General features: G+C 34.1%; 13 protein-coding genes. 9 read left to right on the top strand and 4 right to left on the bottom strand.

Annotated elements, in window-relative coordinates; translation table 11 throughout:
• Positions 1-28: 28 nt before the first annotated feature.
• From ACI6PB_RS09305 to ACI6PB_RS09285, 5 genes are all read left to right on the top strand, one after another.
• The gene (locus ACI6PB_RS09305; protein ID WP_025085785.1) at positions 29-1,042 is read left to right on the top strand and encodes a class I SAM-dependent methyltransferase; all 1,014 of its coding nucleotides are present in this window, start codon (positions 29-31) and stop codon (positions 1,040-1,042) included.
• Positions 1,043-1,052: 10 nt separating this feature from the next.
• Positions 1,053-2,249, top strand: coding sequence for an acetate/propionate family kinase (locus ACI6PB_RS09300; RefSeq protein ID WP_025085784.1), 1,197 nt, complete (start codon positions 1,053-1,055; stop codon positions 2,247-2,249).
• Between the two features lie 167 nt (positions 2,250-2,416).
• Complete coding sequence (locus tag ACI6PB_RS09295; RefSeq protein WP_056955715.1) at positions 2,417-4,093, top strand: oleate hydratase; 1,677 nt, start codon at positions 2,417-2,419, stop codon at positions 4,091-4,093.
• A 574-nt stretch (positions 4,094-4,667) separates the two neighbouring features.
• Positions 4,668-7,286 (top strand): bifunctional acetaldehyde-CoA/alcohol dehydrogenase, encoded by a 2,619-nt coding sequence (gene adhE / locus ACI6PB_RS09290; RefSeq protein ID WP_404327347.1) that lies wholly within the window; start codon positions 4,668-4,670, stop codon positions 7,284-7,286.
• A gap of 305 nt (positions 7,287-7,591) precedes the next feature.
• Positions 7,592-8,872, top strand: a complete 1,281-nt coding sequence (locus ACI6PB_RS09285) for an MFS transporter (protein WP_404327977.1) — start codon at positions 7,592-7,594, stop codon at positions 8,870-8,872.
• Positions 8,873-8,907: 35 nt separating this feature from the next.
• On the opposite strand, the gene ACI6PB_RS09280 is transcribed toward ACI6PB_RS09285, so the two are convergent.
• From ACI6PB_RS09280 to ACI6PB_RS09270, 3 genes are all read right to left on the bottom strand, one after another.
• Complete coding sequence (locus ACI6PB_RS09280; RefSeq protein ID WP_025085782.1) at positions 8,908-9,150, bottom strand: DUF3781 domain-containing protein; 243 nt, start codon at positions 9,148-9,150, stop codon at positions 8,908-8,910.
• Positions 9,151-9,154: 4 nt separating this feature from the next.
• Positions 9,155-10,021 (bottom strand): glycerophosphodiester phosphodiesterase, encoded by an 867-nt coding sequence (locus tag ACI6PB_RS09275; protein WP_404327346.1) that lies wholly within the window; start codon positions 10,019-10,021, stop codon positions 9,155-9,157.
• Between the two features lie 77 nt (positions 10,022-10,098).
• Positions 10,099-10,344, bottom strand: coding sequence for a hypothetical protein (locus tag ACI6PB_RS09270; RefSeq protein WP_025085781.1), 246 nt, complete (start codon positions 10,342-10,344; stop codon positions 10,099-10,101).
• A 134-nt stretch (positions 10,345-10,478) separates the two neighbouring features.
• Here ACI6PB_RS09270 and ACI6PB_RS09265 point away from each other — a divergent pair, with 134 nt between their 5' ends.
• Positions 10,479-11,156, top strand: a complete 678-nt coding sequence (locus ACI6PB_RS09265) for a YoaK family protein (RefSeq protein ID WP_404327345.1) — start codon at positions 10,479-10,481, stop codon at positions 11,154-11,156.
• On the opposite strand, the gene ACI6PB_RS09260 is transcribed toward ACI6PB_RS09265, so the two are convergent.
• Entirely contained in the window at positions 11,153-11,473 is a 321-nt protein-coding gene (locus tag ACI6PB_RS09260; protein ID WP_404278034.1) for a DMT family transporter, read from the bottom strand. The two genes, ACI6PB_RS09265 and ACI6PB_RS09260, sit on opposite strands and share 4 nt — an antisense overlap.
• Positions 11,474-11,617: 144 nt before the next feature.
• Here ACI6PB_RS09260 and ACI6PB_RS09255 point away from each other — a divergent pair, with 144 nt between their 5' ends.
• The 3 genes from ACI6PB_RS09255 (at position 11,618) to ACI6PB_RS09245 (ending at position 13,676) form a co-directional block, all read left to right on the top strand.
• Positions 11,618-12,043, top strand: coding sequence for a GNAT family N-acetyltransferase (locus ACI6PB_RS09255; protein WP_056955718.1), 426 nt, complete (start codon positions 11,618-11,620; stop codon positions 12,041-12,043).
• 2 nt (positions 12,044-12,045) lie between these two features.
• Complete coding sequence (locus ACI6PB_RS09250; protein ID WP_404327344.1) at positions 12,046-12,255, top strand: DUF3923 family protein; 210 nt, start codon at positions 12,046-12,048, stop codon at positions 12,253-12,255.
• Between the two features lie 170 nt (positions 12,256-12,425).
• Positions 12,426-13,676, top strand: coding sequence for an ISL3 family transposase (locus tag ACI6PB_RS09245; RefSeq protein WP_056950777.1), 1,251 nt, complete (start codon positions 12,426-12,428; stop codon positions 13,674-13,676).
• Positions 13,677-13,712 lie beyond the last annotated feature (36 nt).

The raw sequence follows: 13,712 nt of genomic DNA, 5'->3' as shown, positions 1-13,712 counted from the left end.
TTTTAATTATTAAGCAAAGAGGTTAACCATGTCAGAAAAAGATATGCAAACATATTTTGATAAGATGAATCAAGCTAATTCTTTATTAAAGGAGTCTTTAAGAGTTAACAACATTGAATCACTTGCCGAAACATTGACAGATATTTCTGATGGCAGTGTTTATGTCGAGAACGGTGTTCCCGATAAAGAGACTGTTGCTAAATTAGAGAGTATCTATGCGGAGATGAAGAAATTAAATCTAACTCCACTGCAACTAAAGCAAGCGATTACAGTATCAATTATCAAGGCTCAAAAAGATGATAAGGCTGAAGTTAATAAATTGATGACTCCTGATGCAATTGGTTTGATAACTAGCTTAATTGCTTATGAGGTACTAAATGTTCAAGGTAAGAAAGACGTGAACATAGTCGATCCAACTGTTGGAACAGGTAACTTGCTGATTGAAGTTATTGAACAATTGAATATGACTGACAAATTCAATATCAATGCTGCAGCGCTTGATAATGATGATGCGTTAGTTTCCTTAACAAAATCATTTAGTGAAGTAATGAATCTCAATTTGGATGCTTATCATCAAGATAGTGTCGCTGATTGGGATATTACTGATATTGATTTGGCAGTGGCTGATTTACCAGTTGGCTATTATCCAATTGATGACAATGCCAAGAATTTCAAAACTAAATCAGACAAGGGACATTCTTATGCTCACCATTTGTTGATTGAACAAACTATGAATAATTTAAATGACGGTGGAATCGGTATATTCATTGTACCTTCACAGATTTTCCAAACTGACCAAGCAAAGAAATTATCTGAATGGATGGTTTCAAGTGTTTATCTACAAGCTGTTTTAGATTTGCCAACAAGCTTATTTGCATCAAAGGAGGCACAAAAGGCAGTCGTAGTTTTACAAAAACATGGCGGCAATGCTAAACAAGTGGAAAATGTTTTGATGGGCACAATACCAGATACCAATAACCCTAAGTTGTTTGAGGGATTTAAAGACCAGTTGCAAAGCTGGGCAAAAAATTTTAAAGGTTAGGTGAGATTAAATGTCTAAAATCATGGCCGTTAATTCTGGTAGCTCTACATTGAAATGGAAACTATATACAGTACCTGATGAAAAGGTTATCGCCAAGGGAATGGTGGATCGTTTGGGATTGCCAGATTCAGTCTTTGAAGTTCAATATAATGGCAAGAAAATCAGTGAATTAGGTGATATTCCTGATCACACGACAGCTGTTAATAAGATGCTTGATAAATTGATTGAATTGAAAATCATCAAGAATTATGATGAGATCACTGGAGTAGGTCACCGTGTTGTTGCTGGTGGTAGTATCTTTAAAGATTCAGTCATCGTAACTCCACGTGTGGTTCAGCAAATCAGAAATCTTTCTGAATTTGCCCCATTGCACAATCCTGGTCAAGCAACTGGAATTGAAGCATTTGAAAAGATTTTGCCAAATGTTCCTCAAGTGGCAGTTTTTGATACTTCATTCCATCAAACAATTGATCCAGTCAATTACTTGTATAGTATTCCTTATGAGTATTATGAAAAATATGGAGTTCGTAAATTTGGTGCTCATGGTACAAGCCATCGTTATGTATCACAGGCAGCGGCCGATTATTTGCAAAGACCATTATCTGACCTTAAAATTATTTCTGCGCACCTTGGAAGTGGCGCTTCAATTGATGCAATTGAAGATGGTAAATCAGTTGATACATCGATGGGATTTACCCCATTAGCTGGTATTACTATGAGTACACGCTCTGGGGATGTTGATCCTTCACTAGTTGCTTATTTGATGCAAAAGATGAAGATTACTGATCCCGATGAAATGGTAAAGATTTTGAATACTAAATCTGGTTTGTTAGGACTTTCAGGCGTTTCACCAGATATGCGTGATTTGTTAGCAACAAAGGATGAGAATCATCGTTCTGATTTAGCCATCAAAATTTTTGTTAATCGAATTGTTAAGTATATTGGCTCATATATTGCCTTATTGGGTGGAGCTGATGTCTTGATCTTTACTGCTGGTGTTGGCGCTGGTAGTGCTGAAATTCGTGAAGATATTGTAGATCATTTTAATTATCGTGGCATAAGAATTGATAAAGAAGCTAATGAAAACGGTAAAGGAATTCGTCGCATCAGTACAAAAGATTCAACCACAGATGTTTTGGTTGTACCAACAGATGAGGAATTGATGATTGTACGTGATGTAGTTAGATTAATAAAATATAGTAATTAAAAAATCAAGGAATCAAAACAAATTTAAGTTGTTTTGATTCCTTTTTTAGTGTTAAAAATTAGATTAAAAATGTTGTCAATAATGCAATGTAAGCCTTTACTTTTTTATTTTTACTGTTATATTAAAGGTGTATAGAAAAGAGCAAATTTGGAATGGAGGTTCATGATATGACAAGAAAAGCCTACATGATTGGTACAGGTGTTGGTAACTTAGCCGCTGCTATTTATTTGATTCGTGATGGGGGATTTAATGGCGATCAAATTACAATGATGGGTCTAGAAGACCACGGTGCAAACGATGGTGCCGCAGTTAAGGACTATGAAAAAGAGTATGGTAACCAAGCTTTATCGAATAGCAAAGGATTCCTAGCAAAAGGTGGAAGAATGTTGAATGAAGAAACATTTGAAAACCTTTGGGATGTATTGCGTTCAGTACCTTCATTGGATCATCCTGGACAAACAGTTACAGATGATATTTTGAATTTTGATCACGCTCATCCAACACATGACGTTGGACGTCTAATTGATAGTGATGGTCCACGAGTAAAACCTAATAAAGATAATTACAGACATATGCAATTTGATAATAAGGATCGTTATTTATTATCTAAATTGATGTTGATGCCCGAAAAAGATGAAGAAAAATTAAATAACATCAGTATTGCTGAGTGGTTTGCAAGTAGTCCTCACTTCTTTACAACAAACTTCTGGTACATGTGGCAAACAACCTTTGCTTTCAAACGTGCTAGTTCAGCTGTTGAGTTACGTCGTTACATGAATCGTATGATCCTTGAATTTAGTCGTATCAATACACTAGAGGGTGTAACAAGAAGTCCATATAATCAATTTGAAAGTATTATCCTACCAATGCGTAAATACTTGGAAGATCGTGGTGTAACCTTTATCAATAACCGTAAAGTTACTGACCTGGAATTCAAAGACACACCACTTCAAGATGATATTATTGTTACTGGACTCAAGTATGAAGAAGTTGACAATGACAATAAAGAAGGACATATCGATGTTGCTGAAAATGATTTAGTCTTTGATACTAATGGATCAATTACCGATAGTTCATCACTTGGTGACTTTAATACACCATTCAAAGAAAATATGGATTATGCACCTAGTGCAGCACTTTGGAAGAAAGCTTCTGAGAAGTTCTATTCACTAGGTAACCCTGATAAATTCTTTGGAGATCGTACACAAAGTGAGTGGGTCAGCTTCACAGTTACAACAAATAGCCACTTTTTGGTAAATGAAATTTCACGTATTACACAACAAGAACCAGGAAATGCTTTGAACACATGGATTAACAGTACTCCATTATTGTCAATCGTTGTTCATCATCAACCACACTTCAAGGCACAAAAGCCAAATGAATCAACATTCTGGGGTTACTTCATGTATCCAAGAAGAAATGGTGACTATGTTCAAAAACCTGTAATGGAAATGACAGGTAAGGAAATGCTAGAAGAATTGCTAGGACACTTGGCAGAAGTAGATCCAAGTAAAGACAATATCAAGAACCACACTCAAGAAATTATGGATAGTATTGTCAATGTAATTCCTGTTTATCTACCATATGCAAGTGCAATGTTCAATCAAAGAGCCGTCGGAGATCGTCCAGATGTAGTTCCAAAGAACAGTAAGAATTTGGCCTTCATCAGTCAATTCTGTGAACAACCATTCGATATGGTCTTTACAGAGCAATATTCATTCCGTGCAGCACAACGTGCAGTATACACATTATTGAATATTCCATTATCAGAAATGACACCAATGCACCATTACGAAAAAGATCCAAAAGTAATGGCACGTGCAACTAAGACCATGTTTAGATAAAAAGTGGAGCAAGAATGCTTATTTTCGAGAGGACCAAGGTACAGCATACTTGAGAAGAAAAGATATAGAAAATTGACCTTAGAAGTTTGAAGTACAGTTATTTAAAAACTAGAAGGAAAACTATTGGGAATATAAAAGGTCAGATCTCTACAATACGAAATGTATTCAAAAGTTGAACGGTCTAAACGAAAACCTTATCTAAAGGGAGGTTGATGCCTATAATCAATCTATATTCGCAACAAATAGAATTTAACATCAAACGACAAAACATCTCATTGAAAAAGAAAAAAATTTCACAAGTAAGAGCTGAATTTTGATTTGGCTCTTTTTTTGTGAATTGAAAAGCGACCTAGAACAGGCATTTTGATTAGATTGTGAAGAAATATTCACAATTGAAATAAGATGTGAAATAAATTTTTGTAAGCAATTTGAACACTAGGTGTTGATATATCAATGTGAAAACGTTTACTTGGACTTTTTAAATGAAATAACTTGAACATTGATTGTACAGTGATAAGATAAAACGTGAATTAGTTAACAAATATATTGATTTTTAAATCTTGGAGGTAATCAGATGTTGAAAGGTTCCAAAGATACAAAGGTTTCTACAAAATCAGATGAAAAAGAAGATGTAAAACCCGTCATTGATGCTATGGTTGCTAAGGCTCACAAGGCTTTGGACATTATGGACGGTTTTACTCAAAAACAAGTTGACCACATTGTTCACCAAATGGCTATTGCCGGATTAAACGCTAGTTTTGAATTAGCTAAGTTAGCTTACAAAGAAACTGGCCGTGGAATGGTTGAAGATAAAGTCATTAAAAATATGTACGCTACAGAAGAAATTTGGCACTCAATCAAACGCGATAAAACTGTTGGCATTATCGAAGATGATAAGGAACATCGTTTGATCAAAGTTGCTGAACCACTTGGTGTTTTAGCAGGTGTTACACCTGTTACTAACCCAACATCAACTGCAATGTTCAAGTCATTGATTGCTATGAAAACACGTAATCCAATTATCTTTGGTTTCCATCCCCAAGCTCAAAATTGTTCTGTTGCCGCCGCTAAAGTTATGTTAAAAGCTGCCATCGATGCTGGTGCCCCAGAAGGTGTTATTCAATGGATTGAAAAACCAAGTATTGAGGCAACATCATATTTAATGAATAACGAAGGAGTTGCCAGTGTTCTTGCTACTGGTGGTCCTGGAATGGTTAAGGCTGCTTATTCAACTGGTAAACCTGCTTTGGGTGTTGGTCCTGGTAATGGTCCTGCATACATCGAAAAGACTGCTAATATCAAACGTGCTGTTAATGATATTGTTCTATCAAAGACATTTGATAATGGTATGGTTTGTGCTTCTGAAAATAGTGCCATTGTTGATGCTGACATTTATGACGAAGTTAAATCTCTATTCGAAAAGAATAAAATTTATTTCATTAAGAAATCAGATTATAAGAAATTAGCAGAAACAATGTTTAGACCAGAAGGTGGAGTTAAAGGTCCTATTGCTGGTAAATCAGCTATTGAAATTGCTAAATTGGCTGGCATTAAGGTTCCTGCTGATACTAAAGTACTTGGTGTCGAACTTTCAAAGGTTGGTCCAGATGAACCACTTTCAGCTGAAAAACTTTCACCTGTTCTATCAGTTTATAAAGTTGCGGGACATAAGGAAGGTTTCGAAAAAGCCGATGAGTTACTACACTTTGGTGGTTTAGGTCACACCGTTGGTATTCACACAATGGATGAAGATTTGGCTAGGGAATTTGGTATTAAGATGAAAGCTAGTCGTGTCTTGGTAAATACACCTGCTGCTATTGGTGGTATTGGTAATCTCTACAATGAAATGATCCCATCACTTACTCTTGGTACTGGTTCATGGGGGAAGAATTCTATTTCTCATAATGTATCTTCATTTGATTTGCTTAATATTAAGACAATCGCAAAACGGAGAAATAATATGCAATGGATTAAACAACCAAGAGTTTACTTTGAAAAGACTTCAGTTCGTTACTTGGAAGATCTTGAAGGTATGAAGAGAGCCTTTATTGTTTGTGATCCTGTCATGGTACAACTTGGTTTTGTTGATACGATTACTGATGAATTAAAACGTAGTAAATTCCACGTTGAATATTCAATGTTCTCCGACGTTGATAACATTGTAACAACTGATGTTGTAAAGCGTGGTGTAACACAAATGAATCTATTCAAGCCTGATACAATTATTGCATTAGGTGGTGGTACAACAATGGATACAGCCAAGGATATGTGGTTGTTCTACGAACATCCTGATGTTGATCTCTTTGGTGCAAAACAAGGATTTATTGATATTAGAAAGCGTGCTTATAAGTTCCCTAAGCCTGAAAAAGCACAATTTGTTGCTATTCCAACAACATACGGAACTGGAGCCGAAGTTACACCATTTAGTTCTATTATTGACACACAAACCGGAACAAAGTACCCAATCGCTGATTATGCATTAACACCTGATGTCGCTATCATTGATTCACAATTTGTTGAAACAATGCCAAAAGACATTATCGCTGAATCAGGTATGGATGTTTTGAACAATGCTATTGAATCTTATGTTGCCAACATGGCTTCAGATTATACAAGACCATATGCATTACAAGCTATTAAATTAGTCTTCGATAACTTAGAAAAAGCAGCTGCTGGTGATAAAGATGCACAAGAAGAAATGCATAATGCTTCGACACTTGCGGGTATGTCATTTGGTAATGCTTTTGCTGGTGTCGGTCACTCAATCACAGATGCCCTAACAAATGCCTATGGTATCAGACATGGTTTAGCTTCAATCATTGCCTTGCCACAAGTAATCAACTACAATTTCGAACAACCTACAAAGATCACTATGTGGCCTAAATATGAAAGCTTTAGAGCAGATTCAGATTATGCTGCTATTGCTAGATATATTGGTTTGACAGGTAAAGATGACAGAGCTTTGAAAGATGCTTTAGTTAAGAAAGTTGTTGATCTTGCACACGGACTCGGTATTAAGCTGAGCCTTAAAGACAACTATATTAATAAGAAAGAATTTGACGAAAATGTTGATGCACTATCAGAAGCAGCATTTGGAGATCAATTCTCATTTACAAATCCTAAAGAACCATTAATTTCAGAATTGAAACAAATCCTTGAAGACATGTACGTCGGTAAGGGAATTGAAAAATAAGAAGATGAGAGCAAGGTAAAGTACGATTAGCTCTCAAGCATTAAAATAATAGCCACAATAACTCAAATCGAGTTATTGTGGCTATTATTTTTAGTTTCTTTCCCAAGATGGGGTTTTATTTATTTTAACCGATATTATTTTTACAATGAAATATTTCAAAAGTCTGTATTATAGCCCTTGAGAAAGATAATTGTTATTAGGATTGATTGTTTTTTCTTGTATCGAAAAAAACATTTTCCATGCTATAATTCCTTCGCGTTAAATAAATTTATTTTCCTTACGCAATGGATGGGGGTAGTTAATTGATGATTTCTTTAAAAAATAAAAGAAGTGTCAATTTAAAAATCAATAAGGAACAATGGAGTTGGATCATATATGATTGGGCCAATTCCGCTTATGGAATAATTGTTACAACGGCCGTTTTACCGGTCTATTTTAAGTCAATAGCCGCAGCTAATCATGTTTCAGCGGCTAGTTCTACAGCTTACTGGGGATATGCTAATAGTTTCAGTACACTGTTAGTATCGTTATTAGCTCCGTTTCTAGGTGCATTAGCTGATTATCCTCACTTTAAAAAACGCTTGTTAAGCATGTTTTGTTGGTTAGGAATAGTGATGACAATAGGATTGGTTTTTATTCCTGTCTCACAGTGGCGTTTATTGCTATTAGTTTATGTTCTGTCAGCGATTGGCTACTCAGTAAGTAATCTTTTCTACGATAGCTTTTTAACTGACGTGGCAAATGATATGCAAATGAATAAAATATCGACGTATGGTTATGCTTATGGTTACTTGGGCGGAGTAATTGCCTTTATTTTGTTTCTTATTTTGGAATTAACTAGTGGTTTTGGAAAATTAGATGGAACAGGAATTGCTCATTGGAGTTTTGTAATTGCTGCACTCTGGTGGTTGATATTTTATTTACCACTGCAAAGAAATGTTACTCAAAAATATTCCGTTAAATCAACGACTTCACCCTTAAAAGGAAGTTTCAACAGGGTATTTCAAACAATTAAACATATTAAACAATATAAGCAGGTAGCGTGGTTCTTAGTAGCTTACTTCATCTATATAGATGGAGTTGACACTATTTTTACGATGGCAACTGCTATTGGAATGGATATCGGTATAAAGACGTCAGAACTAATGATTGTTATGTTGGTCGTTCAATTAATTGCAGTACCATTTTCAATTTTATTTGGTTGGTTTGCCGATAAAACTTCAACTAGAAAAGGCATTTTATTGGGAATCGTAGTTTATCTTCTAATCTGTTTGTATGCCTTGAATCTGAAATCCAGTTTTGATTTTTGGATTTTGGCTATTTTAGTGGGTACTAGTCAGGGCGGTTTACAAGCCTTGAGCAGATCTTATTTTGGAAAAATTATTCCCAAAGAATCAGGCAGTGAATTCTATGGCTTTTATAATATTTTAGGAAAATTTTCAGCGGTTATGGGACCATTTATCGTAGCCATTGTCACGCAATTAACGGGTAAATCAACTATTGGAGCTGCTTCATTAAGTGCGTTATTTTTAGTTGGATTAGTGATTTTTGCTATTTTACCTAGAATGGTTAGAAATGCTAAATAAAAAAGGTTGAAATCAAACGATTTCAACCTTTTTTGTCATATTCTATTAGCGGTGATTAATCGGTAATTGAAGGAATTAATTACCAATTCAATCTTCTCATATTGAAGATAATAATTTTTACCTTCTTTTTGAAAAATGGTATTGTCAGCGCTAATAATTTGATTAACCAATTGTTTAATTTCTAATTCTGATAAATTCAGTCCTAACTTCTTGTTGAACCGTCCAAAAACTAAAGGTGTATAACAAATGTTTTCTAAAAAAATTTGTTTATTAGGCATATTATTACTTCCATTTATCTATTAAGTGAGCAGTCTCTTTAGTATTGTTGGTAAAGACACTATCTAATTTAAGTGTATTGAGAGCATTGTAATTATCGTTATAGGTATTGATGATCCAACCATTAGTTTTAAAACCATTCTTGTGAGCCAATTTGATTAATTTAGGTGTCCATTGTTCCAAACGAATAGAAACAAATTTGATATAGCGAGGAGCATTTTCAATTTCCTCGCTGTATTGACGTTCGGTAACTGAATCTAGTAGCCATAGGATAGGCACATTTTTCAAAGATTTGTGAAAAATCTTAATACCAGGGATACTTTCATCTTGCATGATTAAATTATTTTTCATGTTGTATTTTTTTATTTCTTTGGCAAGAGCCTTCTCAGTATCAGTATTGTCGCCGGCATTCTTTTTAGTTTCAATTATATAATGAACTTTTTTGCCATAGCGGTTGAAGACATCTTTTAATTGATGTAGTTTTTCACCATTACGCAGTTTAACTTTATCTAATTCTGCGGATGTTGACTTAGAAATAGTTACATTTGAACCAGTCGATTTCTTTAAATTATCGTCATGAGAGACGTATAATTTATTATCCATACTGAGCCAAACGTCTTGCTCAATATACTGAGTACCGTCTTTGATAGCACGATTGTAACCACTGAAAGAGTGATCAGGATTATTATAAGGACTACCACGATGTGAAAAAATAATCGGTGTTTCTGGCGAAGCGTGATTAACACTTTGAGTTACAGAAGTAAGATTTTTAGCTTTTGGCGCGGCTGCTGCAGCCACATTAGTTAATGAAATGGGCAATCCTAATAGGACTGTGAAAAAAAGTAATAGTGCAATAAATTTCTTTTTTAACATAATTTTCCCCTTATTGGTGATATATTCCATCATAGTTGAAACACAAAAAAGTGCCACCGTAAATAACGGTGACGCTTCTATAGATGGCGTAAAAGTAAATGACTATGTTTATTTTGAAGATTCAATTGCCTTGTTTTTTCACGTTCGATTTTTAATTGCTTTTTTAATTGTTGATTCTTCCAGAATCCATGAATACATACAGCTGCGGGTAATGTCATGCAACCTAAGATTGCGGGAATCAGCCAAGGATTATCGTGAAGTAATTGAAAACTTTCTTCATTATAATGATTGATTTCTTCTTGAACGTCTTTTGGTAACAACATAATATCGCATCCTCTCTTGATTAATTAAAGCATATACCATAATGATGGCGCTGTCATTAAATTAAGACAAAGGGAATAAGTAAATTATCTGTTTTTTTGATAAAATTATGATTGTTATAAAAAGAAGGGTATAAATGAAAAGATTTCAAAGTTTTAAATTATTTCAGTTAAGAGAGATAGCTATTGGTTTAACGTTCATTGGTGGTTTTATTGATGCTTACACCTATGTTCAACGTGGGAGAGTTTTAGCCGCAGGTCAAACAGGAAATATCATTTTTCTCAGTGTAGATATTGCACGTCAAAATTTACCAGGGATTATGACCAAGATATTTACAATGCTGTTCTTTGTTTTAGGAATTATAGTTGTTGAGATAATGAAGCATAAAAATAACCGTAGTCATTACTGGCGTTTAACGAGTCTTATTGCAGAATTTATAGTTTGTGTAATTGTAGGATTCATACCAAAAACGGTTTCTAATATTTATATTGCCCCACCTTTGGCTCTTGTTATGGCTATGCAAAATGTAGCTTTTAGTCAGATTGAGGGTATGGGTTATAACAATGTCTTTTCAACAGGTAATTTAAAGAAAGCTGTTATTTCTTTTGTTGAATATTTTTATCATGGTCATAGAAGTGATGTAACTACGGCATTGATCTATTTCGAATTAGTTTTTGGTTTTGCTTTTGGAGCTGTAACATCGGCACTTCTTCAGAAGTGGTTATTTGTAAGAACAATATGGGTGGTTCCCATTTTGTTACTGATTGTTGGTGGTTATTATACTTATCTGCTTTACTTAAGAGGCAAAGATTAATTACCAGAAGAAATCTTAATACCGATGATACTTACTAATAGAAGAATTACAAAGATCCAAGTTAATGGTGACAACTTGTCACCAAAGAGAATAACACCAATGATAACGGAACCGACGGCTCCAATCCCAGTCCAGATAGGATAAGCTAAGCTCATTGGCATTCTTTTAACCGCAATAGCGAGAAAGAACATACTAAGAAATAAACCAATAATAGTGTAAATAGTAAAACTGATTTTTGTAAAGCCATGGCTCAATTTCATAGTAGTTGACCAAACAACTTCAAATATTCCAGCGATAATTAAGTAAATCCAATTCATAATATTTTCCTCCAAAAAAATAAAGTACCCCTACAAATTCCTTCTGTGGCCTAATGGAATTTATAAGAGTACTTTTTTAGTTGACACCCGGCGGTGTATAATTATTTCTATAAATGATAGCAAATTTGGGGAGAAATGGCAAACATGATTCGAAGAATGCAACCGAAAGAAATTGAAGTTGTTAGTGATATTTGGTTACAGGGAAATTTAGAAGCTCATTCTTTTGTAAAAAAGAATTATTGGATCAATAATTTGAATTCGGTTAAGGAACAGTTTAAAGAAGCAGATATATATGTGTTTGTTGATAATGAACAAATTATGGGCTTTGCCGGTTTACAGAAGAACTATTTAGCTGGAATCTTTGTGAAAAAAGAATATCAAAATCACGGTGTTGGCAGAAAGTTATTAGATTATTTAAAGCGGGAATATTCAGAATTGTCATTGGATGTCTATGATAAAAATATACAGGCTAAAAATTTTTATCTACAAAATAATTTTAAAGTGATTCACGAAAACATTGATAAATCAACTAATGAGGTTGAATATCAGATGTCGTGGAAAGGGGAATAAAAATGAAAGTTTGGTGGGGAATCAATATTGCTTGGTTAGTATTATTTATTGTCGGTGCAATTTTTCTTTTAAATAGAAGAATTGACGGAGCTGGTACTATTCAGACTCCAACAGTTAGAATGGTTTCATTAGCTGTTTTAGGTGGGTTCTTTATTTTTATTTGTTTATGCCAATTAATAGTGTTACTTTTCATTAAAAGAAAATCTAAATAATAAAAAATCCTGACCAATAAATTTGATCAGGATTTTGTGGTTCTATACTTTCTGGTATTGATGAATAATCAATACCAGTTTTTTAATCTCTAGAAAATAAAAAAAGAACATCACTGTTCTCATGTTAAGATTTAAGCGACCAAACCCAATCAAACATGGAGAAAACAATAATGTCCCAAGACAATTCTATACTATGTGCACTCGATATAAAAGACAATAATATAAGTAATGTTTCAGTCAAGGACGCTACGATTAAAAATCGTGGCGTTATAAAGCATATAAAGATCGTAAACGCTGATTTAACTTATAAACTGTATCGATGTCCACAATGTGGTTTAAATTCATTAGTCAAAAATGGAAAAAGAAAAACTAATGCTAGATTAGCCAGTTTTAACGGTATTGAGTATCATTTGATGCTCAATAAACAACGTTATATTTGTAAGAACTGTGGTGGCACCTGCGGTGCCCACAGTGATTTATTAATCAAAAATCATACTATGACTAAACAAGTTCAAAACAGAATATTCGTTATGGCAAAGGAATCCTTTACTTTAACATCAATAGCTAAGATCATCGGAGTATCAGTAAATACAGTAAGCAGAGTCTTATATGACAATACCAAATTACCAAATAGATGTGATTGTCTTCCAAAAAACCTGTGTTTTGATGAATTTCGTTCAGTTAACGGTATATTTACTTTTATAGCTATTGATGCACAAACACATCATCTAATTGAGCTGATTCATGATCGACTCTCTAAAACAGTTATTGAACACTTTATAAATAACTATAGCTTGTCAGAACGGCAAGCCGTTAAGACTGTCTCTATTGATTTGAATGCTAATTATCAGTCGGTCATTCATAGAATTTTTCCCAATGCTCAAATAATAGTTGATAGATTTCATATAGTTCAGCTATGTAGCCGGGCATTGGATCAAGTTAGAATCAGTTGTCTTAAAAAAATAAATGATAAACATTCCCGTTTGTATAAAGCACTTAAGTCTAATTGGCGTCTCTATCATCTGCCTGAGGCAGATGTAGACGACAAGAAAGTAAAATATATTTTTGGAATCAACGAATATACTACAACGCGAAACGTTATTGATATAGCCACTGACAATCTACCAGTTTTTAAAAATACTTATGATATTTATCAAGGTATTCAGAAAGCGATACATGAACACGATATATCATTACTCAAAGAAACCATCTATGGATATAAAAAGAATAATACCGCTATGGATACATCTATTTCAACGTTACGTAAGAATTTAAATTATGTAAAGAATAGTTGCACAATGCCGTACTCCAATGGTCCTCTTGAAGGGACCATTGGAAAGATAAAAAAACTCAAACATATCAGTTATGGCTTCAGAAATCTTGACCATTTTCTTAAGAGAATAAGACTCATTTGCGCATAAAAAAAGACAACCTACATGAGGTTGCCTTCTATACAA

Source organism: Companilactobacillus paralimentarius, assembly GCF_963227125.1.
In the GTDB taxonomy this organism is placed as follows: Bacteria; Bacillota; Bacilli; order Lactobacillales; family Lactobacillaceae; genus Companilactobacillus; species Companilactobacillus paralimentarius.
Note: the sequence above shows the minus strand (reverse complement) of the source record. Positions and strands in the feature narration are given on the sequence as shown.

What these genes read in the sequence shown, in the direction of transcription:
- ACI6PB_RS09305 (WP_025085785.1), top strand. Translation starts at nt 29, where the DNA reads ATGTCAGAAAAAGATATGCAAACATATTTTGATAAGATGAATCAAGCT.
- ACI6PB_RS09300 (WP_025085784.1), top strand. Translation starts at nt 1,053, where the DNA reads ATGTCTAAAATCATGGCCGTTAATTCTGGTAGCTCTACATTGAAATGG.
- ACI6PB_RS09295 (WP_056955715.1), top strand. Translation starts at nt 2,417, where the DNA reads ATGACAAGAAAAGCCTACATGATTGGTACAGGTGTTGGTAACTTAGCC.
- adhE (WP_404327347.1), top strand. Translation starts at nt 4,668, where the DNA reads ATGTTGAAAGGTTCCAAAGATACAAAGGTTTCTACAAAATCAGATGAA.
- ACI6PB_RS09285 (WP_404327977.1), top strand. Translation starts at nt 7,592, where the DNA reads ATGATTTCTTTAAAAAATAAAAGAAGTGTCAATTTAAAAATCAATAAG.
- ACI6PB_RS09280 (WP_025085782.1), bottom strand. Translation starts at nt 9,150, where the DNA reads ATGCCTAATAAACAAATTTTTTTAGAAAACATTTGTTATACACCTTTA.
- ACI6PB_RS09275 (WP_404327346.1), bottom strand. Translation starts at nt 10,021, where the DNA reads ATGTTAAAAAAGAAATTTATTGCACTATTACTTTTTTTCACAGTCCTA.
- ACI6PB_RS09270 (WP_025085781.1), bottom strand. Translation starts at nt 10,344, where the DNA reads ATGTTGTTACCAAAAGACGTTCAAGAAGAAATCAATCATTATAATGAA.
- ACI6PB_RS09265 (WP_404327345.1), top strand. Translation starts at nt 10,479, where the DNA reads ATGAAAAGATTTCAAAGTTTTAAATTATTTCAGTTAAGAGAGATAGCT.
- ACI6PB_RS09260 (WP_404278034.1), bottom strand. Translation starts at nt 11,473, where the DNA reads ATGAATTGGATTTACTTAATTATCGCTGGAATATTTGAAGTTGTTTGG.
- ACI6PB_RS09255 (WP_056955718.1), top strand. Translation starts at nt 11,618, where the DNA reads ATGATTCGAAGAATGCAACCGAAAGAAATTGAAGTTGTTAGTGATATT.
- ACI6PB_RS09250 (WP_404327344.1), top strand. Translation starts at nt 12,046, where the DNA reads ATGAAAGTTTGGTGGGGAATCAATATTGCTTGGTTAGTATTATTTATT.
- ACI6PB_RS09245 (WP_056950777.1), top strand. Translation starts at nt 12,426, where the DNA reads ATGTCCCAAGACAATTCTATACTATGTGCACTCGATATAAAAGACAAT.